The sequence below is a fragment of the Dyella koreensis genome (assembly GCF_044904565.1).
Taxonomy (GTDB): domain Bacteria; phylum Pseudomonadota; class Gammaproteobacteria; order Xanthomonadales; family Rhodanobacteraceae; genus Dyella_D; species Dyella_D koreensis.
In genome coordinates this window covers 131,487-152,442 of sequence record NZ_JADIKD010000006.1, presented here as the reverse complement: position 1 = coordinate 152,442, position 20,956 = coordinate 131,487, and the positions used below count along the sequence as shown (strand labels likewise).

Below are 20,956 nucleotides of genomic sequence, written 5' to 3'. Positions count from 1 at the left end.
CGAGGAGACCCCATGCGCTACCTAGTCCTAATCAAAGTCGACGAAAACTCCGGCCAGCAGCCGGACGAGCGGCTCATGAATGAGATGGGCAAGTTGATGAAAGAGATGCACGCCGCCGGCGTGTTGGTGGAGACAGATGGCTTGCTGCCCACGTCAGAGGCGGTGCGCATCCGCACCACCAAAGGCAAGCTCAAAGTGACGGACGGGCCGTTTACCGAGACCAAGGAAGTGATAGGCGGCTACTTCATGCTGGAGGCGCCGTCGCAAGACGAAGCCGCGGCGTGGATGAAGCGTTTCCTGGCCGCGCACGGCGACGAGTGGACGGTGGAATGCGAGATCCGCCAGCTCGGTGGCTACACGAAGGACATGCTGGGGTAGTGGCGACGACGCGTGCGCCCACAGGTTGGCGCATTGCGCGGACAGCGAAACCTGACAGACATCCGTGCGCGTATTTGCTACGTTCGGCCAGTCACCGACGCTGTCTTTAACCGGGCCGCGTCGGTGACCATGGCAGCAATGCTGTGAAGAAGCGCGGATCGTGGGAGTAGCAGCTCACACGACCCGCTAACCAAACCAACTGAAGAGGAGTTGATTGTGGCTAAGCCCGATCATACGGCACCCGCTCGCCTGTCGGATCCCCCCGGCGACCCACCCAGCCCTTCATCGCGCCGTGCGCGCACGCGTTCAAGCACGAGTCGAGAGGCGCGACAACGTCGATCCATCAAGCTCACCGGTATCGCCATCGCGGTGGACGCGGTGGCGTGCGTACTCGCGCGCGACGATGCATTCCCTGCCACGCAGGCTGACCCCGCGGCGGCGGCAGCCACGCACGATCCGCTGACGCTGGAGTGCAGAGGCGGCTTACTCGTCGCGGTTCACTTTCTGAAGCAGTACGCGAAGCTAGTGAAGCAAGGAAAACCGGCTGACGAATAGGGGCCTGTGATCACCCGCGGCGCACCGCGTTATGAGCACGGTGTGCCGCACCTGGTGAATCAACCTGACACTTCGCCCTATTGGACGATGTATGCGCCCACCGTGATTGGAAAAATTCGTGGTGCCGCAGGAAAGAGCTGGAACCTCACGTCCCAAGATTCTCCTGGAGGAACATCCGCCTCCAGCACATCGACATAGCTTCCCGCGCTCGATGTACCGACGAGATTATCAACGGATACAACACGTCCACTGGAATAGCGAACCGTAACGCCCACAGCTCCATCGGTCGGAGAACAAGCGTTTCCAATGGCCACCCTCATGCGCACCGGAACCGTGCCACGATTCACTAAGGGCCACTGAACAGTTGTCGCTCTACCGTACATCGCAGCCACATACGTCCCGCTGTCCGGGGAACGCATTGCTATACCCGTTCCATCATCCTCCAGGTATCCACCCTTATTGCAGTGCTTGGACCCGAGTTGGTAGACCTGAGGACTTTGTGAAATGGGGTCGATCTTCGAATTCAAGGTCAGATAGGTTTCGTAACGATTGCCGACACCTCTTTCCCAGCCGCCACCATCAGCCATGCTGACGGCGGAATAATCCCTTATGTCCGGAAGACCGGCCGCAGAATCATTCTGCCAGGCTAGATCGACCATCCAGGCCGTTGCGGGAGTCACCAGATCACTCTGCTTAGTGATCTCGATTTCAGCAACGATTCCAAACGCACCGCCATTTGCCGGCGCGCTGTGCCTAAAGAGCAAAACTTGCTGGTCGGGCTGAAGAGTTTCATCGAACGCTGGCGCATGGAGATATCGCTGCCAAGCGGCATTATTGTCATCAGCATTGTCACCAACAGACCGGTCCATCGTAGCCCAGGCGTTCGATGCGACGTGAATGGCGTAGCTATTGGGATTCCTGAGAACAATGCCGTGATACAAGTTGCTCGTCGAACTATTGGCATGCCAAGAAAAAACCTGCCCCAACCCTGTAACTTGATCTCGAAGAAATACTTTGGGAACAAGACTGTCCGCAAGACACGTGCTCTTGTTGCATAAGGCGCTATCCGCCGGCGGATCCGTATCGACAACCTCTTCCGGCCGATTGGAATAGAACATGTACCGGCGACCTGCCGGCGGATCCTGGGCCACCGAACCGGGCTCAATAAGGATGGGCGCCCATTGGTGCTGAGCAACCACATAGTTCAAACCATCCGCACCAACGGTCTTTCCGTTTATCGTTTGAAGCAGCTCCCTCCCCTTGATGGGGACAAAAACATTCACCTCCCTAGCCATGTGAATGGGGGCGAGCTGGGCGAGCGCCACTGTTGATGTACCCAGCCACGCGATGGCCAAGATGCTACGGGGAAGCATGTGCATCCAATGGCCTCAAGTCGCGATCATCTGAAACTGACACGCCGCGGTGCCATCGGGATTCCCTGCCGAGCCGATCGGATTGCTAATTGTGAACCAGATCAAACGACCTGTAGCCTGCGCCGATAGCAACATGGCGTACTTGCTTTCGAACGCCGGATCAGTCGATAGCAGTTTCACCTCATTGTAATTTGATCCAAACGTATTGCAGGTCAAACCAGCCAGAAAATCGAACCTCACTTTCACGGAGTAAGGACCACTACCGTCATTCCAGTTCACAAGAATGTTGTTGATGTGCGCGCCGCTGCACTGTGTGCCGTCAGGGCAAGTCGCTGCGCCAGCAGCCGCACTCATCGCTAAAGATGACGCGAGGACAAGTGCTTTATGACGAAAACTCATTCCGCCTCCCTTTCTAATGAGCTTAGGTTGGTTTCTTTGTTGCAAGCGGACAATAGATTCGAATTGCCCTGAGAGCAATCATTCCCCGGATATCAAACAATGCCCCAGAGATTGCGCAGAATTTACGCAAAACCGCCATCCATGCGTAGCGCCTTTACTCCTGCCGGCCACACCATGCCGCATCCGCTTCCTAGCGCCATGGCCGCACCGTCTTGAGCATCATGATTATCCAGGGGCCCCACGCCACCACACGTTCCATCAGCGGTGAACTGCTCAACCATCTGCAGCAACTGGCGCACGCGGCGGGCCGCACCCTGGAACTGTGCCCCTGCGGCGGGCTGCGGGATTTCGTTGCCCGCGTGCGCGCGGTGAAGCCGCAGAGTACGGAGTTCATGCTGCTCGATCCCGGTGAACTCACGCAGGAAGTACAAGGACATCCGGAAGCCGGCCTCGGCGATGCACTCGATGAACTCGACACGCCCTATATCGAAGTACACGACGACACCGTCGCCACACTGGAAACCCGCGATGGCTCACACAGCGCGCCGCTAGCCACCATCATCATCAACGGCGACCTTGGCACCAGCTACCAGATCGCGCTGGGTATCGCCCTGCGGCAGCTGAGCGAGGATGGCGTAGCCGCAGCCGCCTGACGATCGGCGCGCGGTCTGTGATCAGCAGCTAGGCCGCTCTCGATGCAAGTGCCGCGCCGGAATACTGCGCATGATTGGTAACTTCGTCGCCCTCGAAGTCAGGCGGCACATGTCTACAGCTTCGCTATTGAATCAACGCGCCCCCAAGGGTGCCGTTGCATCCTGCGCACGGATATCCGGATCGCCCAAGTGCTCACCTTTCCAGACCATGGCGCGATGGATTCGATTCCAGCCACTGGGGTGATCAAAGAAGATGAACTCCTCGGCCGGACTCGGGCACATTTTTCGGGATTTGGATAGCGCTACGTACACTTGCGCGACACCATCGGGTTCACGCGCTGCGTTCAGGCCAAAGATATCGGCCTCTGTTTCGATGGTGCGCGTCACCGTGTTTCTCGCCGGCGTGGAAATAAAAAAGAACAACGTGAGCAATGCGACAAGTAACGGCATACCAGCGACATCCCCGGCATCACGAATGCCCCATCGTGCTCCCCACGACCGCAGCATCCAGCCAAGACTCCAGTTCACCAGGGCAAAGACGATCACGATGATCACGCCAAGCGCCAGGATGAACTTGTAGTAGTGATTGAGAACGTAGTGGCCCATCTCGTGGCCAAGTACGCCCTCTATCTGAGCGATCGTACTGCGATTGATGAGGTTGTCATTGAGATTGATGCGAGTGGTACCAAACAGCCCACTGACGTTGGCGCTAACGACGCTGCTTCGCCGAGATGCGTCGTACTCATAGACATTCGCGGCAGGAATGCCATTAGCGCGGGCCATGGAAAGAATCTCCGCCTTAAGTGGCGTGTCGGGCAACGATTTGTAGGTATTGAAAAGGGGGTCGATATATACCGGCTGGATGGTGGTGGAAAAAATGACGAACGCCACACCTATGCCCGCAGCCCATATCCACCACGTACGCCCGGCCTTTCGAATGACCGCGTAGATCATCGCCAGCAACACCGTGCCGAAGATCAGCGTGACCATCAATGACTTGGCCTGATCGCCGAGCCATTGGCCGACATCCTGGTTGGAAAGACCGTACTGATGTTCGCGCACATAGCCTTCATAGAAGGTCAGCGGCAACGTAAGCACCGTCGTCAGCACAAGATATGGCACCGCGTAGATCATGGTTTGCAGCCAGCGAAAACGCGTCAGGCGCTCAACGCGGTCACGCACGCGCACCGACAACCGCGTGCCAAGCAATAGCCACGCGACACCTAACGCCCACAACAAGTCCCATAGCATCAACCAGTAGCCGCCTTCGAAGTACGCATCAGACTTGGCTTTTGCTTCGGGCGACAGCTGCGCAAGATAGGCATTAGTTGCCACGTCGGCATCAAAGTGCGCAACCGAGGGCGGCAAAGTGTTCGACGCGGCCACAGGTATGGCACCCGCAACTTGATGCGCGGTGGCGGCGATGCTTACCAGCATCAAAACAACCACCAACATGAATGCCAAGACCTGTTTCATTGACGCCCCCTCTCATCTGAAGTGGACCCAAGATTTCGTGCCGCAGCCGTCAGCTAGCATCGTCTAACGTCGGCTCGGATACGTTGTAGTAACCGAACTTCTCGTCATGCGTGATTGAATGGTGGTAGCTAAGGTCCGCTTCGGGTCGAAAGCGGACATTACCGTTCAGCGCTTGCAGACATCACGCCTTGTATCCATGGGATGTAGCTTGAGACGCGAACGGCGTACACCACTTCGCCGTACAGGCCCTCCACGAACGGGCGATCCGGCGCCCATGTTTTCCAAAAGGGATGGTCCGGTGGATATTTGCTCCAAGAGGCCAGCCCGACGAGTTGCCTTGAACTCCCGTCCCCGACGAGCAAGGGGCCGCCGCTGTCACCGCTCCCCGTGATGCCTTCGAGCGGCAGGGCGGACGGCGGCGGGTCAAATCGATACCAAACATAGCGTGCGTCGTCTCCCACGATCACATTGAAAGCGCGGCGCAGAACGGTGCGATGCGCGCTGTGGGCATCCTGGCCTTTGGTGCCATTCCCTGTGGCGCCCTTGCCCACAAGCTCTACCGCCATCCCCAGTTCTTTGTTCCCGCGATAGAGAGAAATAGGAGTTACATCCGTCACTGGCGACGCAAGTTCGATCAGCGCGATATCGTTAGACGATGCGAGAAATGCAGATATCTTCGATAGGTCGCCGGACGCCAATGCCTCCGTGACTAGCTGGTTGGGCAGTTTCTTGTAGCCGGGATACGTGATGACACGTTTGATCTTGCGCGCCACACCGCCGATCGCTACTTCGTCTTCCATGCCTTGCATTGGCGCTGCGTGTGCTGCGGTTACGACCCACTGAGGCGCAATTAAGACGCCATGCCCCTCTCCAGGCATGTCTACCAGCGCAGGGAATGCCGAAGCCGAGGCTCGATACTTGGCATCATCAACATCTGCCCTGGTGATAACGGCGCCGGCAGCGGTCGATACAGCCAACAGGCAAAAGGCGAGACTCCATTTCATTTATTCATCCTCATCGTTCTCCAGAATCATAGACATGACTCCCGGGTGACCGGGCAAACAATGTGCTATCTCTTGATCGAGACCAGTGACCATCGAAATCATAGAGTTACGCGACACACCGCCGCATGTTGCAACGTCCGCTTTGGGTTGCGGCTTCCGCCGAAGTCGAAAGCGGACACCCCAAAATTATCCGACCTATCAAGCCGAGTACTCACCGTCGCTGCGCGGTATCCCCTGATAGAAATCCATGCGGCTGCGCGATGCAGATCCCCTGCGCAGCGCGACTTTAGTGGTGAGCCGGCATCGACCTCAATGTCCGTCGATGCCCAACCCGCTTCATGGGCGTGGATCACATTCGCGGCCACATCTTCGCCCACCTGTATTGGGTTTGCCGCGCTCGCCCCCACAAGCTGTCGCATCCCGCTCGTTGGGAATTCGCAAGATCGTATTGGCTGTCCCTTATCGCGGCGACCGTGGCCGGCTTTGCAAATCGCGCAAACCATGGATCGTCCGTTGAACCCCGCACTCCAAGGAACAAAACGATGAGCACGAGAATGACTTTTGCGCGCGCGGCGTTGGCCATGGCCATAGCGCTCGGTATCACGGCGGGCGCTGCCCCCTTCGATACCGCCCACGCGTCGGCACCCATGGCAAAGACGAACGCGCCGGGTTACTACCGCATGATGCTGGGCGATTTCGAGGTGACGGCGCTGTCCGACGGCACTACGCCACTACCCTTCGAAAAACTGCTGACCAACACGACGCCCGAGAAAACACGCCAGACGTTGGCCGCGGCTTTCCAGCTGCCGCCTTACGAACTGAGCTTCAACGCCTTCCTCGTCAACACCGGTGACAAGCTGGTGCTGATCGATACCGGCGCGGGCCATCTCTTTGGCGCCAACCTCGGCAAGCTGGTCGAGCGCCTGGAGGCTAGTGGCTACCGGCCGGAGCAGGTGGACGAGATCTACATCACTCACATGCACCCGGACCACGTCGGCGGCCTGTCGGACAACGGCAAGCGAGTGTTTCCCAACGCCGTGGTGCGCGCCGACAAGCGCGACGCCGATTTCTGGCTGAGCAAGGCCAACCTCGACAAGGCTGCGGCGGATGAGAAGGAGCATTTCGAGGCCGCGGTGGCGTCGCTCACGCCGTATATCCAGGCCGATCACTTCAAGCCGTTCAACGGCGACACCGACCTGATTCCGGGCGTGCGTGCGATGGCGTTAAACGGTCATACGCCGGGCCACACCGGCTACGTGGTGGAGAGCAAAGGCCAGAAGATGGTGGTGTGGGGCGATGTGATGCACGTGCAGGCGGTGCAGCTCGCTCAGCCGTCCGTCACCATCCACTTCGACGTCGATAGCCATACGGCGGAAGGCGTGCGCGAGAAGTTGCTGGCGGATGCGGCCAAGAACGGCTACCTCATCGCGGGCGAGCATATGTCCTTCCCTGGCCTGGGCCATATCCAGAAGAACGGCACCGGCTATCGCTGGCTGCCGGTGAGCTACACCGAGCTGCACTGACGGCGCACCCGTTGCCGATGCGCGTTGCGTGCCCCATGCGCGCAACGCGCATCACCCGTCTCAGTCGTAATTCAACCGCGGATACCAATTCGTTCCACGCCCTTCGGGCGTCATGTCCAGAATGCCCCATAGCGGCATCGGATCGGGCGCACCGCGCGGATCCTGGCCAGGATCGGCGGTCTCCTCGCCCATCTCACCGCTCCAGAAGTGGCGGATGGTTCCATCGCGACGCGTAAAGACATGCAGCTGCGGAATCTCGCTACCGTCGTCGGCGATGGCCTGATAGTCGCGGCTGTAGCTGCCGTCGACATCGGAATAGAGCTTGATGTCGCGCCAGCCGCGCTCGTTCTTGAACGCCACAAGTTTTTCGAGAGGCGAGCGCGCGACGATAGCGAGCGCCACGCGTTGCTCGACATCCTGCGCCTCGCCATTCCACGCGGCGATCATGGAGCTGCACATGGGGCAGGGCCGTTCGCGCTGCGGACCGAACATATAGCTGTAAACCACCAGTGTCTGTTTGTCGCCGAACAGGCCGGCGAGGTCGAACGTGCCGTTCTCGCCGTGGAAACGGTAGGTGTTGGCGACTTCGGCGCCGGGCGGCAGGGCGCGGCGCAGTTCGGCGACGCGTTCGATATGGCGCCGCAGTTCGATCTCTTCGGCGAGCAGCGCGGTGCGCGCGCGGCGGTATTCGGCGCTTTCGTTGGGGATGCGCATGCGGTTGCGCTGGGCCAGTTCGGTGGCTGGCACGAGGGATGGGGCTTTAGTCATCGTCGGTCTCCCTTGGTTGAAAGGAACAAACGTGGAAGGGTCAATCGCGATCGGGCGCGCCCAATGGGAAAAATGACCGGTACGGCCGCGCTTCGTCTACGGCGCGGGCGACGGAGGGGCGCGCCAGCAAGCGTTTCCGGTAGGCCACGACATGCGGGAACGATGCCGCATCGATGCGATGCGTCCAGTCCGCATAGAACAGGAACGGCGCCGCACCACAGTCGGCCAGGGTAAAGCGGTCGCCGGTCGCCCATTCGCGGTTGGCCATCACCTTGTTCAGCCAGCCATAAGCAGTTTCCAGCATGCGTCGCGCTTCGCTGACGCCGTAGTCGTCGCTCGTACCTTCCGGGCGAATACGGTCGTGTACGACCTTCTGCTGCGGCGTGGCGATGTAGTTGTCGAAGAAGCGGTCCATGTTGCGCACTTCGAGCGCGGCGCTCGCCTTCGCGGGCATCAACGCGACGGAGCCGGGGTAATACAGGCTGAGGTATTCGATGATGGTGGTGGCTTCGGTTACGGTGCGGTCGCCATCCACCAGCACGGGGAAGCGCTGGATCGGCCACATCGCCGCAAACTCCTGCAGTACGTCAGGGTGTTCGCCCGACAGCAGGCGCCATTCGAAGGGAGTGCCGTTCTCGTACAGCGCGATCAATGCTTTCTGGCTGTAGGAGGAGAAGGGGTGGGCGTAGAGCTTGAGGGTCATGGTGGGTCGCTTTGGCTGGAATAGGTTGTCTCCCTTAGGTGACGAACGGGGTCCGGGCAAATCGACATCCACTCTTTGCTACCTCCCCTACTTGCGACGCGAAGCTAGTCCCTGTGGGACAGGGGAGGGCTGGGGAGGGGTGAGTACTTGAGAAAGCGCATCGGGAGAGGTTGTCGCAAGGGTTCACCCCCTCCCAACCTCCCCCTGCAGGCAGGGGGAGGAGCCAAGCCGACTGCTCAGGTCGCCCACGCCCGCTTGGCTGGCACAGCCACCAACAAACCCGCCACCAGCAGGGCCACGGCAGCCCATGGCAAGGCGATCTCACCCGAGGTTTTCAACATCCACCCGCCAAAGAACCCGCCCGCCGCAATGGAAAGGTTCCAGCCCGTCACCACCAGCGATTGCGCCAGATCCGCCTGCGGTCCGGAGCGGCGTGCCACGGCGGTCTGGAACAAGGTCGGCGAACCGCCGAAAGCCAGGCCCCAGATGCCGGCAGCGACGCACAGCGCCGTGATCGAACCCGGCCACGCCACCAGCACCAGCGCGGCTACGCCGAACAACACCACCGTGAGCCATGCCAGCGGACGCATCCAGCGGTCGATCAGGCTACCCACCAATGAGATGCCTGCCAGCGATGCCACGCCAAACACCAGCAGCACGCGATCCAACACATCCGCCGCACCCGCGCGGGAGGCGAGCGGTGCGATGTAGGTGTAGAGCAGGTTATGCGCCAGTACGAACAACACCATCACCAGCAGCACCGACGACAAACCCGGCAAGGCGAACACATCGCGCAACCGCGCATGCGCCTGTTCCGTCCGCGCCGGCAAGGGCGGCAACGCCGCACGCGCCCAGGCCACCACGCCAAGACTCAGCAGCGACATCGAACCGAACACCCAGCGCCAGCCCAGCAACTGTCCCAGCCATGTGCCGGCCGGAATACCCAGCGACAACGCCACCGGTATACCCACCATCGCCACCGCCATTGCGCGGCCTTGCTGATGCGGCGCCACGATACGGCCCGCGTAACCCGCCAGCAGCGCCCACAACAGACCCGCGCTGATGCCCGCCAGCGCGCGGGTCAGCAACATCAGCGGGTACGAATGCGTCCACGCAGTGAGTCCGTTGACCAGCGCAAAACCGGCGATCGCCACAAGCAGCAAGGGACGCCGCGCCCACGTGCGCGTGAGCTTCACCAGTGGTATCGCCGCACCGATGGAGCCGAGCGCATACACCGTCACCAATTGACCGGCGAGCGACTGACTGATGCCGAGATCCGCGCTGATCGCAGGCAACAGACCCGCAGGCACCGCCTCGGTAAGCACGGTGATGAAACCGGCGCAGGCCAGCGCCAGCAGACCCCACAACGGCAGCGGCGCGGATGTTTCGGCATAGCGGGTGTCCGCCAGCACGCATTCGTTCGCGCTCATGCCGCGATCTCCTTGGCAAGGCCGGCGTACACCGCGTCGCGCAGCTCCCCCACGAAGTTGCCCGACATGCCTTCGTACAAGGTGTTGGTGAAAGCCACCACGCTCAACTCGCGCGCACCATCCACAAACCAGCTATGGCCATACGCGCCGCCCCAGCGCCAGGTGCCTGGCGCTTCGGGCGTGGCCGTCAACGCGGGATCGTGCAGCACCGAAAAACCAAGGCCGAAGCCCCAGCCCGGCGCATCGGGCGGGCCGTAGTCGCCGGTCTGGATGCGGCCCATCTCGCTCACCCACGTCGCGTCAAACAACGGCTCGCCGCCGCGGCGCAGCGTTTCCAGCAGCGTCATGACATCGTCGGCCACACCGACCATGCCGGCGCCGCCCGACGGAAACGCGCTCCGATCCAGCGCACGCGCAGGGCTGTAGATAATGCCCGCCGTGTCGGGAAATGGCGCGACCACTTCGCCTTCGCGCAACACATGCGGCGCTGGCGTGTCGGAAACATACGGCACGGCGAGGCGCGCGGGATCGACCGCATGGAACGCAGTGTCGCTCATGCCTAGCGGCGCGCACACCAGATCGCGCACGATCGCATCGAGCGGTTGTCCGCATGCCGCTTCCAGCACCGCGCCCACCACATCGATGCCGATCGAATAAGCCCAGCCTTCGCCCGGCGGAAATTGCAGCGGCACCGTGGCAATGCGGCGCACGTTATCGGCAAGCGTTATGCCGCTGGCATCCATGCCATCCGATACACCCGCGCGCGCATGCGGACCATCGATCTCGGTGTCGAGAAAGCGATAACCCAGACCCGCGCTATGACTCAGCAGATGGCGCAGCGTGATGGTCGGTACCGAGCCATCGGGCAGCGCCGGCCGGAATGCGGGCAGCCAGCGCGTCACCGGCTCATCCAGATCCAGCCGGCCCTGACTGACCAGCGCCATGGCTGCCGCGGTCACGATGGGCTTGGTGACAGAGGCCAGCCGGAACAATGTATCCGTGCGCATCGGGCGCTGCGCCTCGCGATCGGCCCAGCCGGCCGCGTGGCGATAGACAGAGCGGCCACGGTGCTGGACAAGCACCACGGCCCCCACCAGACGCTGCTCGCGCAGAGCCTGGTCCAGCGCCGCATCCACGGCGGTTTGCAGCGGGGATTCAACAGGTTGCGGCAGGGCAACGGCGGCTTCGAGGCTAGTCATCGGCGTTCCTCAGGAGGGGATACGCCACCTTAGGCAGTCGCGGAAAGAGGAAAAAGATGGGTAGAGTTCGTTACTTTACGGACTTTGATGTCCGCAATATGAGAACTCCCTCCCCTGCTCGCAGGGGAGGGTTGGGGAGGGGTGAGTACTTGAGAAAGCGCCCGGGCGAGGTTTTCTCAAGAGTCCCCCCCTCCCAACCTCCCCCTGTAAACAGGGGGAGGGGAAAGACGCGCGCACCTGAAACTTCGACACCGGCCAGATCCCCATGGACAACCTCAGCAGCCTCCAGACCTTTGTGCAGGTAGTCGAAACCCGCAGCTTCGTGGACGCGGGCCGGTTGCTCGGCATCTCGGCCTCGGCGGTGGGCAAGAGCATCGCGCGGCTGGAGCAAACGCTCGGTGTGCGGCTGTTTCATCGCAGCACGCGCAGCGTCACGCTGACAGCAGAAGGCCAACTATTCCTGCTGCGCGCCCGGCGCATCCTCACGGAAGTGGAGCTGGCGCAAACCGAGCTTTCGCAGCAGGCCGGCGAAGCGCGCGGCACACTGCGCGTGAGCCTGCCGCTGGTGAGCAGCCTGGTGCTGCCGGTGCTGTCGGATTTCATGCGGACCTATCCGGGCGTGCAGCTCGACCTGGATTTCGACGACCGCATGGTGGACGTGATCGCCGAAGGCTTCGACGCCGTGCTGCGCGTGGCCGAGCCCACGGACTCGCGACTCAGCGCGCGCCGCGTCGGCACCTTCCGCCGCTGCATCGTCGCCTCACCGGATTACCTCGCACGCGCCGGCACGCCGCGCACGCCCGCCGATCTCGCCACGCATCAATGCATGCACTACCGCTACCCCAGCAGCGGCCGGCTGGAACTATGGCCGCTGCCCAGCGACGGCGCGGAAGGCATCGCCAACCTGCCGGTGTCGATGGTGTGCAACGACGTCGCGACACGCGTGTGTTTCGCCATGCGCGGACGCGGCATCGCCTACGTGCCCGAGCACGCCGTGCGCGACGCGCTCGCCAGCGGCGCGCTGCAAACCGTGCTCGACGACTACGTGAATGCCTGCGGCACCTTCTACCTGCTGTGGCCCTCCGGCCGGCATATGCTGCCAAAACTGCGCGCCTTTATCGATTTCATGAGCGAGCGATTGCTGACCAGCGAGCCCTGCGATCAGTCCGTCTGATGCCAACGCGTCACCCACATCACCCACGTTTCCGGGAGCCGTATGCACATCACAGGAAGCTGCCACTGCCGCAACATCACCTTCGCGCTCGACTGGAACCCGGAGCCCACCGAGATTCCCGCGCGCGCCTGCACCTGCTCCTTCTGCACACGCCACGGCAACGTGTGGACTGCCAATCCCGCAGGCTCCCTGCGCATCGCCATCAAGGATCCCGCACGCGTATCGATGTACGCCTTCGGCACCCAGGTGGCGCGCTTTCATGTCTGCGCTACCTGTGGCGTGGTGCCCGTCGTCACCAGCGAGATCGACGGCAAGCGCTACGCCGTCGTCAACGTGAATACGTTCGAGAATGTCGATCCAGCACTTCTGCGCCACACCTCCGCGACCTTCGACGGCGAAACCGAGCAGGAACGCCTGGCGCGGCAAAAGCGCAACTGGATCGGGAATGTGTCGTACGAGGGAACGACGCCGTAGCGGCTCAAACCTTGGGTAAACCCCTACAGACGATGCCGGTTGCGCTTGTTACGGTCGAACGGACATGTACCTGCGGCGGGTTACCAAGGAGAAACGCGATGCACCCGGAGGCCCTGGCCCCATTGATCAGCAAGACCACCACACTGGTGGAGCAGTTCGAAGAACGCTGCGGCGCCATCGAGCAGGAACTTCATTCGCTGACCCAATCGCTGCACACGCTTGCCCAGCAACTACCCGCGGTGATCAAGCAATCCGCCGATGGCTCGCTGCAAACCTTGCCGTTGCAGGTGCTGGACCGGGTGAGAGAAGGCTTGCAGCATCCCGTCGACGATTATCAGCAGCGTCTGCGCACCGCCAGCGTCGAGATCAAGCAGGGCACGCACGCGCTGACGCAACAGCTGCAGGACTTGCAACGCACGCACCAACTGTTGATCTGGAAGGTGCTGGGCGTCACGGCGGGTTGTCTTGCGCTGCTGCTTGCCGGCGCCATCTGGCTGTCGGCGCATTACGCCAGCGTGATCCGCGACAACCGGCTGTCGGCCGACATGATGCGTGCCTATAACGGCGCCGACGTAATGCTTTGCGACGGCCGGTTATGCGCCAGCGTCGATGCCAAGGGCAAGCATTACGGCAACATGGGCGAGTATCTGCCGATCAAAGAGCGCTGATGCGCGGCGGGAGCGATGCACGCCCCCGCCGCGCATTCACTACTCAGGCGATCGAGTAGCCACCATCGGCAAGCAAGCCGTGGCCGGAGACGAACGACGCGTCATCGGAGGCAAGAAACGCCACAACTTTTGCCATTTCTTCCGGTGTGCCGGAGCGGCCGGGCACCGTGGTGCTGGCGAAGGCCTGCTTGGCTTCGGCGCTGGGCCATACGCGATCCTGGAACGGGGTATCGATGATGCCGGGGCAGATCGCGTTGACACGCACGCCTTGCTTGAACCACTCGATCGATGCGGTCTTGGTGAGTCCGAGCACGGCATGTTTGCTGGCGATATACAGCGCTGCGTTGCCGAACCCAATCACGCCGCCCATCGAGGCGTTGTTGATGATCACGCCGCCGCCCTGCGCCAGCATCTGCTGCGCCTGATGCTTCATCGACCAGAACACGCCGCGCACATTGGCGTTGAAGATCGCGTCGTACACCTCGTTGCTCTGTTCCACGAACGGGGTGAAGCCGCCCTCCGTGCCGGCATTGTTGAAGGCGATGTCGAGACGGCCATAGGTCGCCACCGCGCGGGCCACCAGATCGACCACGCTGGATTCGTCATTGACATCGGCCACCACCGCGGTGGCTTCGAAACCTTCCTGGCGGATCTCGGCGACCAGCGCCTCGATCTCGGCCTGCCGGCGCGCGCTGGCGACCACTTTGGCGCCGCGACGCGCCAGTTCCAGGGCGGCGGCGCGGCCGATGCCAGAACTGGCACCGGTGACCAGGGCGACCTTGCCCGTCAGGGTGGCGGGGTGATTGGTAGAAGTAGACGTAGTCATGCTTGAGAGCTCCGAAAGTGGGTTGGGAGAAGGGCCAGCGCCCTGCTTGCCACCCAATCTGGGGCTCCACCACTGCGGTGATAAGATCAGTAATCGACAACACTCTGCTGAGTCATATTCAGTAATGGATGCCACCGAACTCGCCGAACTGGCGGCCTTCGCCGCCGTCGCCAGGCACCTCAGTTTTCGCCAGGCCGCGGCGGAGCGGGGCACGACCGCCTCGGCGGTGAGCCATGCCATCCGTCATCTGGAAGCCCGTGTCGGTGTGCGGTTGTTCCATCGCACCACGCGCAGTGTCTCGCTGACCGAAGCCGGCGCGATGCTGGCGGAGCGCATGGCGCCTGCGCTCGCCAACATGCGCTCCGCCATGGATGCGCTCAATGCTTATCGCGACACGCCGTTCGGCACGGTGCGCCTCAACGTACCGAACTCGATCGCGCCCTTCGTGCTGGACGATGTGCTTGCGCCGCTACTGCAGCGCAATCCCGGCCTGCGCCTCGATGTGGTCGCCACCGACCGGCTGGTGGATATCGTCGCCGAAGGCTTCGACGCCGGCATCCGCTTCGGTGAGCGTCTGGCGCAGGACATGGTGGCGGTGCGCATCCGCGCGACATTCCGTTTCACGGTCGTCGGTTCGCCCGATTATTTTCGCGGGCACCCCATGCCGCGCACACCGCACGAACTGCATCAGCACACCTGCATCCGTTACGCGTTTCCCAGCGGCGCCTTGCTGCCGTGGGAGTTCGCCCGCGATGGCGAGTCATTGCAGGTGGATGTCGATGGCCCGCTCACCGTCGACAGTCAGGAGCTGATGGCCAGCACCGCGGCGCGCGGTCTCGGCCTCGCCTATGTATGGGAAGAACGTGCCGCGCCTTATCTGCGCGACGGCCGCCTGCAACGCTGCCTGGAAGACTGGTGCGAGGCCGACGACAACCTGTTCCTCTACTTTCCCAATCGCCGCCATGTATCGGCCGGATTGCGCGCGCTGATCGATGCGATGAAGGCCTAATAGCTGGGCGCGATGCACATCGCTGCATCCCGAAGCGCCATGCGTAGACGCGCTGCTTCATTCGATCCTTTGCACTCTCACAAATGTGCTTGATCTGAGCGCTTCAGACGCGACGATGTAAGCGCGAGAAATTCGAAACGTGCGCGATCCGCGACTACCAGTGATCCAGCGTGATTGCGCCACACGCCAGCCATCAAGCGTCTCGAACGAAGCGATGAAAAACCATCGCACGAGCGCTCAGCCATCTGCGCGGTGACGAGCAAAGCTGCCGTCACACCCCCACGCACGCGTTACGCCGATGTTGCGGCGCAGCTTGATCTATCGATCCGGACAATCCAATCATTCGTCCGTACATCATATTTGTATGATTAACTGACTGTTGAGGGGAACAGTCGGCCGCTTCCAGTCTGGAGCCGGCTAGCAGGGCAATCGATGAACCGATGGCGCCTCCGGCGCTGCTTCAACTCGCCGCACCCGAACGGTACCGCGTGCCGTTTGGCCGTGCCGCGATGCAAGTGATCGTTCAAACGACTTATTCGTGCAGCCGACAAATCTAAAGAGGCTTGGAATGCAACGACATATTCTGGCGGGTTCGATCCATCAGGCGCTGTTTGTGGCTACGGTCATCGCCTGCGTAGCGACGGGCAACAACGCATACGCCCAAGATGCAAACGCATCGGCCACCGCACCGGCGGCCAGCCAAGGGACGGCCGCCGACCCGGCCAAGGAAAAGAAAGACGGCAAGGAAGTGGTGCAGTTGAACGGCGTCAGCGTCACCGGCCAGCTCGCCTCCATTCGTCGCGCGCAAGCGATCAAGCAGGACGCGACCGGTGTGGTGGATGCGGTCTCGGCGGAAGAGGCCGGCAAGTTTCCCGATCCCAACGTGGCCGACGCCTTGCAGCGCGTGCCGGGTGTCGCCGTGGATCGCGGCGGTGGCGAATCCAGCCGCATCACCGTGCGCGGCTTCGGCCCCGATTTCGTCAACGTGCTGCTCAACGGCCGCACCATGGCCACGGACGCGACGGACCGCGCGTTCAACTTCGACATCCTGCCTTCGCAGCTGATCAGCACCGCCGAGGTGCGGAAAACCGCATCGGCGGACGTGGCTGAAGGCGGCATCGGCGGCACCGTCAACATCATCACCGCGCGTCCGCTGGACCTGAAAGGCTTCCATGTCTCGGCCAGCGTGGCCGGCGTCAACGATAGCCTGAAAGCATCGCCCACCGGCGGCATCACGCCGCGTGCCTCGGTGCTGTTGAGCAATACCAACGCGGACGGCACCTTCGGCTGGCTGATCGCGGGCATGTATGACCGGCGTGATCACCGCGAGCAGTCCATGAACACCTCGGGCTGGATCACGGGCCTCAACTACAGCCAGATCAATCCCGCCTATACGAACATCGCCTTGCCGCAAACGCTGTCCGGCTCGGATTACATGCAGACCCGCACCCGGCGCGGCATCAGCGGCGCTATCGACTGGAAGCCGATCGAGAATCTGACGGTCAAGCTCGACACGATGATCTCGAACTACAAGATCGACTCGAAGTACCACGCGTTCGGTTCGTACATGAACACCAGCGACGTGCAGGCGCTCACCGCCGACGGCAATGGCACCGCGCTGAGCTACACGCGCGGCAACACTGGCGTGCTGGCGAACGACTACATCGAGGAAAGCAACCCGCGCAACGCCTACAACGAGCAGACCGGCCTCAACATTGCCTACCAGATCAACAACTCCACCGTGATCGATTGGGATACGGCGGTGTCGCGGGCCTGGAACAAAGAATCGGCCAATGGCTATTTCTTCGTGGTCGGTACCCGCAACGTCGGCGTCAATCCGGTGTGGACCAACAACGGCTCGTCGCAGTTGCCGAGCTACAGCAACCTCATCTCGACCACCGATACGTCGAACCTGCGCGCGCATTGCTGCTCGCTCGGCGGTGAGTCGCCGAATGTCAGCGACCGCATCCTGCAGAGCAAGCTGCATCTCGGCAAAAGCTTCACCGATGGCGTGCTGGCCCAGCTCGATTTCGGCGTGGAAGGCCTGAAGCGCACCAAGACCGAGGTGACCTGGCGTTCGCCGAACAGCCTGCTGTGCGGTGAGTACTGCGGTTACGTCGCTGCGATTCCCGGCAGCGCCATCAACGCGCGCATCTATAACGCGGGCACGATGGTCGATGGCATCTCCCCTGGCTACCCCACCCAATGGCTCACCTACGACGTCCCCAAACTGCTGGCTTATCTGGCGAGCCCCGCCGCCTATAACCAGCTACCCAACGCCGCCGCCTTCGCTGCCAAGCTGGCCGCGAACGGCGGCGGCTTCACGGCCCGGCCGGATGCGAGCAGCTACAGCCAGGTCGAGGAACGCACCAAGTCCGCGTACGGCAAGGCCAACTTCCAGGGCAACCTGATGGCCAAGCCGTGGACACTGGAAGTCGGCCTGCGCTACAGCAAGACCGATACCACCTCGCGTGCCTACTCGGTGCCGCTGGAAGCCATCACGATCAACCCGAACGACACCAGCAATGCCATTCCGACCTATGGCTCGCTGGCACCCGTATCGGCGACCGGCAGTTATTCCAACTGGCTGCCTTCGGCCAACTTCAAGTGGAGCCTGCGCGACGACATCATCTTCCGCGCCGCGGTGTCGAAGACCGTCACGCGCCCGGATCTCAGCAATCTCTCCGCCGCCACCAGCTACAACTTCCGTCCGGCGACGCAGGGCGTGACCGAGGGCAATACGGAGCTGAAGCCGTATACGTCGAAGAACTACGACCTCGGGCTGGAGTGGTATCTGTCGGACACCAGCTATCTCGCGATCGGCGGTTTCGAGAAGAAGGTGAGCAATTTCACCACCCTGGTCACCACCAAGACCACGATTCTCGGCTTTCCCTTCGACCTGACCCGGCCGATCAATTTGAACTCGGCGACCATCAAGGGTGTGGAAGCCGCCGCCACCTATCAGTTCACTTGGTTGCCTGCGCCGTTTGACGGCCTGGGTGCTTCCGCCAACTACACCCACGTCACCAGCAGCGCCTCCGCCAAGTCGAACGACGTCGGTGTCGGCGGCAAGTTCGCAGTACCTGGCATTGGCGACTCCGCCAACGTCAGCGGCTACTACGAGAAGGGTCCGTTCCAGGTGCGCCTCGCCTACAACTGGCGCGACGCTTATCTGGAAACCATCTCCGGCGACGAAAGCCAGCCCACCACGGTCAAGGCCTACGGCCAGTTGGACATGAGCGCCAGCTACAAGCTGATGGACAACGTGTCGCTGTTCTTCGATGCCACCAACCTGACGCGCGAGAAAGTCTCCAAGTACCAGGTCTATCTGAACCGGCCGTCGTATGCGGAAATCAACGGCAGGACGCTGTCCGCCGGCATCCGGGCTTCCTGGTAATCCCTTCATGAGTGTTGCCATCTCCGTGATATCCCTCCCCCTGAAGCGACGGCTGCTGCATGCAGCAGCCAGCCTTTCCCTCGCATTCGCGTGCACCGCCGGCTTTGCCGAAACGCCCCCCATCGGCACCGGCGGGCACGCCATGCGCATAGACCACGGCAGCTTCATGCTTGACGGCAAACCGTTCCGGATCATTTCCGGAGAAATGCATTACCCGCGCATCCCCCGCGAGTACTGGCCGGCGCGCCTTAAGATGGCGAAGGCGATGGGGCTCAACACCATCACCACGTATGTGTTCTGGAACGCGCACGAAACCACGCCGGGCACGTATGACTTTTCAGGCCAGAACGACGTTGCCGAGTTCATCCGCGAGGCACAGAAGGAGGGCTTGTACGTCATCCTCCGCCCGGGTCCCTACGTGTGCTCGGAATGGGAGCTCGGTGGTTTGCCCGCCTGGTTGCTGAAGGACAAACCCGCCAAGCTCCGTTCGCTCGATCCGGCGTTCATGCAGCCAGCGGAGCGCTGGCTGCATCGCCTCGGGCAGGAACTCGCGCCGCTGCAGCTTGCCAACGGCGGCAACATCATCGCGGTGCAGGTAGAGAACGAGTACGCGAGCTTCGGCGATGATCACGCCTATCTCGACGGGATTCGGCAGCTACTCGTGCGGAGCGGCTTCGACAAGTCGCTGCTGTTTACCTCGGACAATACCGATCCCGGCAAGAACGGACTGACTGATCAGCTCCAGGTGATCAACTTCGGCACGGGCAACGCCGAGAAGAAATTCGCCGAGTTTGTGAAGCGCCGGCCGGAAGGGCCGTACATGGCGGGCGAGTATTGGGCCGGCTGGTTCGATCACTGGGGCGCGCCCCACCAAGCCCTCGATGCAAAACGCGAGGCCGACGAGCTGTCGTGGATGCTCAAGCAGGGCTACTCCGTCAATCTGTACATGTTCCATGGCGGCACTTCGTTCGGCTGGATGAACGGCGCCAACTGGGACAAGGAGAGCTATCAGCCCGACGTCACCAGCTACGACTACGACGCGCCGTTGAATGAAAGCGGCCGGCCGACGCCGAAATATTTGGCCATGCGCAAAGCCATCGCCGACGCCACCGGGGTCAAGCCACCGGCCATGCCGGCGACGCCCGCGACGCAGGCGATCGATGGCATCAAGCTCGGCGAATCGGCCTCGCTCTGGGACAACCTGCCTGCGCCGGTCAACGCGCCCGAGCCACGCGCCATGGAAGATCTCGATCAAGCCTACGGCTACATCCTGTATCGGAAAGTCATCCCCGCCGATCGGCCCGGCGACCTGGTGATTCATGGGCTGCACGACTACGCCGCGGTGTACGTGAACCAGGTGCTGGCCGGCACGTTGGATCGCCGCCTGAAGCAGGACACGCTGGCGATAAAGGTCGCCAAGGGCGACACCCTGGACATCCTGGTCGAGAACACCGGCCGTATCAATTTCAGTACGGAAATGCTTAACGAGCGCAAAGGCATCCTGGGCGAGGTCGCGCTGCGCGGCGAAACCCTGCGCGACTGGAAGATCTACTCACTGCCGCTCACCCACGTCGATGGCTTCGCTTACAGCAACAAGCCGTGCCTGCATGGTCCATGCTTTTACCGGGGTAGCTTCAACGCGCCGGCGGCAGGTCATGCATCGGCGGATACGTTCCTCGACACCGCCGGGCTCAACAAGGGTTTTGTCTGGTTGAACAAACGGCCACTGGGGCGCAACTGGAAGATCGGCCCACAGCGCACCTTGTACGTGCCCGGTGCCTGGCTCAAGAACCAGGGCAATCAGCTCGTCGTGTTCGACATGTTCGGCACGGACCACACCACCCTGCGTACCCTGAAGCAGCCCGTGCTTGATGCCCCGGTGACCGAAACGGCACATTGAAGCGACGTTCGCCGACCACCCGCCATGCCGTGCGCCGACCCACACGC

General features: G+C 61.9%; 18 protein-coding genes. 9 read left to right on the top strand and 9 right to left on the bottom strand.

Going from position 1 to position 20,956, the window contains the following annotated elements; genetic code table 11:
• Nucleotides 1-12: 12 nt before the first annotated feature.
• Entirely contained in the window at nt 13-378 is a 366-nt protein-coding gene (locus ISS97_RS02610) for a YciI family protein (RefSeq protein WP_379984797.1), read from the top strand.
• Between the two features lie 632 nt (nt 379-1,010).
• On the opposite strand, the gene ISS97_RS02605 is transcribed toward ISS97_RS02610, so the two are convergent.
• Nucleotides 1,011-2,306, bottom strand: coding sequence for a hypothetical protein (locus tag ISS97_RS02605; RefSeq protein ID WP_379984796.1), 1,296 nt, complete (start codon nt 2,304-2,306; stop codon nt 1,011-1,013).
• Between the two features lie 15 nt (nt 2,307-2,321).
• On the bottom strand, nt 2,322-2,705 hold the full coding sequence (locus ISS97_RS02600; protein WP_379984795.1) for a hypothetical protein: 384 nt from the start codon (nt 2,703-2,705) through the stop codon (nt 2,322-2,324).
• Nucleotides 2,706-2,926: 221 nt separating this feature from the next.
• Here ISS97_RS02600 and ISS97_RS02595 point away from each other — a divergent pair, with 221 nt between their 5' ends.
• The gene (locus tag ISS97_RS02595) at nt 2,927-3,358 is read left to right on the top strand and encodes a type II 3-dehydroquinate dehydratase (protein ID WP_379984794.1); all 432 of its coding nucleotides are present in this window, start codon (nt 2,927-2,929) and stop codon (nt 3,356-3,358) included.
• Nucleotides 3,359-3,490: 132 nt separating this feature from the next.
• On the opposite strand, the gene ISS97_RS02590 is transcribed toward ISS97_RS02595, so the two are convergent.
• Both ISS97_RS02590 and ISS97_RS02585 read right to left on the bottom strand, forming a co-directional pair.
• A complete protein-coding gene (locus ISS97_RS02590) occupies nt 3,491-4,834 on the bottom strand; it encodes a M48 family metallopeptidase (RefSeq protein WP_379984793.1) in 1,344 nt (447 codons plus the stop codon).
• A gap of 158 nt (nt 4,835-4,992) precedes the next feature.
• Nucleotides 4,993-5,838 (bottom strand): S1 family peptidase, encoded by an 846-nt coding sequence (locus ISS97_RS02585; RefSeq protein ID WP_379984792.1) that lies wholly within the window; start codon nt 5,836-5,838, stop codon nt 4,993-4,995.
• A 542-nt stretch (nt 5,839-6,380) separates the two neighbouring features.
• On the opposite strand from ISS97_RS02585, the gene ISS97_RS02580 reads away from it, so the two are divergent.
• The gene (locus ISS97_RS02580; protein ID WP_379984791.1) at nt 6,381-7,361 is read left to right on the top strand and encodes an MBL fold metallo-hydrolase; all 981 of its coding nucleotides are present in this window, start codon (nt 6,381-6,383) and stop codon (nt 7,359-7,361) included.
• A gap of 60 nt (nt 7,362-7,421) precedes the next feature.
• Here ISS97_RS02580 and ISS97_RS02575 read toward each other — a convergent pair whose 3' ends face one another.
• From ISS97_RS02575 to ISS97_RS02560, 4 genes are all read right to left on the bottom strand, one after another.
• Nucleotides 7,422-8,129, bottom strand: coding sequence for a DUF899 family protein (locus tag ISS97_RS02575; RefSeq protein ID WP_379984790.1), 708 nt, complete (start codon nt 8,127-8,129; stop codon nt 7,422-7,424).
• A 40-nt stretch (nt 8,130-8,169) separates the two neighbouring features.
• The gene (locus tag ISS97_RS02570; RefSeq protein ID WP_379984789.1) at nt 8,170-8,832 is read right to left on the bottom strand and encodes a glutathione S-transferase family protein; all 663 of its coding nucleotides are present in this window, start codon (nt 8,830-8,832) and stop codon (nt 8,170-8,172) included.
• A gap of 236 nt (nt 8,833-9,068) precedes the next feature.
• Complete coding sequence (locus ISS97_RS02565; RefSeq protein ID WP_379984788.1) at nt 9,069-10,262, bottom strand: MFS transporter; 1,194 nt, start codon at nt 10,260-10,262, stop codon at nt 9,069-9,071.
• A complete protein-coding gene (locus ISS97_RS02560) occupies nt 10,259-11,461 on the bottom strand; it encodes a serine hydrolase domain-containing protein (protein ID WP_379984787.1) in 1,203 nt (400 codons plus the stop codon). Before ISS97_RS02560 ends, ISS97_RS02565 begins: the two co-directional genes overlap by 4 nt.
• Nucleotides 11,462-11,726: 265 nt before the next feature.
• Between ISS97_RS02560 and ISS97_RS02555 the strand changes: the two genes are divergently transcribed.
• From ISS97_RS02555 to ISS97_RS02545, 3 genes are all read left to right on the top strand, one after another.
• Nucleotides 11,727-12,635 (top strand): LysR family transcriptional regulator, encoded by a 909-nt coding sequence (locus ISS97_RS02555; RefSeq protein ID WP_379984786.1) that lies wholly within the window; start codon nt 11,727-11,729, stop codon nt 12,633-12,635.
• Nucleotides 12,636-12,677: 42 nt separating this feature from the next.
• Entirely contained in the window at nt 12,678-13,109 is a 432-nt protein-coding gene (locus ISS97_RS02550) for a GFA family protein (RefSeq protein ID WP_379984785.1), read from the top strand.
• Between the two features lie 98 nt (nt 13,110-13,207).
• Complete coding sequence (locus ISS97_RS02545) at nt 13,208-13,777, top strand: relaxation protein (RefSeq protein ID WP_379984784.1); 570 nt, start codon at nt 13,208-13,210, stop codon at nt 13,775-13,777.
• A 43-nt stretch (nt 13,778-13,820) separates the two neighbouring features.
• On the opposite strand, the gene ISS97_RS02540 is transcribed toward ISS97_RS02545, so the two are convergent.
• Nucleotides 13,821-14,603 carry an SDR family NAD(P)-dependent oxidoreductase gene (locus ISS97_RS02540; protein WP_379984783.1) on the bottom strand — a complete coding sequence of 261 codons (783 nt, stop codon included), beginning with the start codon at nt 14,601-14,603 and terminating at the stop codon, nt 13,821-13,823.
• Nucleotides 14,604-14,727: 124 nt separating this feature from the next.
• Here ISS97_RS02540 and ISS97_RS02535 point away from each other — a divergent pair, with 124 nt between their 5' ends.
• The 3 genes from ISS97_RS02535 to ISS97_RS02525 all read left to right on the top strand — a co-directional run bounded on the left by ISS97_RS02535 (nt 14,728) and on the right by ISS97_RS02525 (nt 20,909).
• A complete protein-coding gene (locus ISS97_RS02535; RefSeq protein WP_379984782.1) occupies nt 14,728-15,612 on the top strand; it encodes a LysR family transcriptional regulator in 885 nt (294 codons plus the stop codon).
• 568 nt (nt 15,613-16,180) lie between these two features.
• A complete protein-coding gene (locus ISS97_RS02530; protein ID WP_379984781.1) occupies nt 16,181-19,009 on the top strand; it encodes a TonB-dependent receptor in 2,829 nt (942 codons plus the stop codon).
• Between the two features lie 142 nt (nt 19,010-19,151).
• Nucleotides 19,152-20,909 carry a glycoside hydrolase family 35 protein gene (locus ISS97_RS02525; protein WP_379984780.1) on the top strand — a complete coding sequence of 586 codons (1,758 nt, stop codon included), beginning with the start codon at nt 19,152-19,154 and terminating at the stop codon, nt 20,907-20,909.
• Nucleotides 20,910-20,956: the final 47 nt, after the last annotated feature.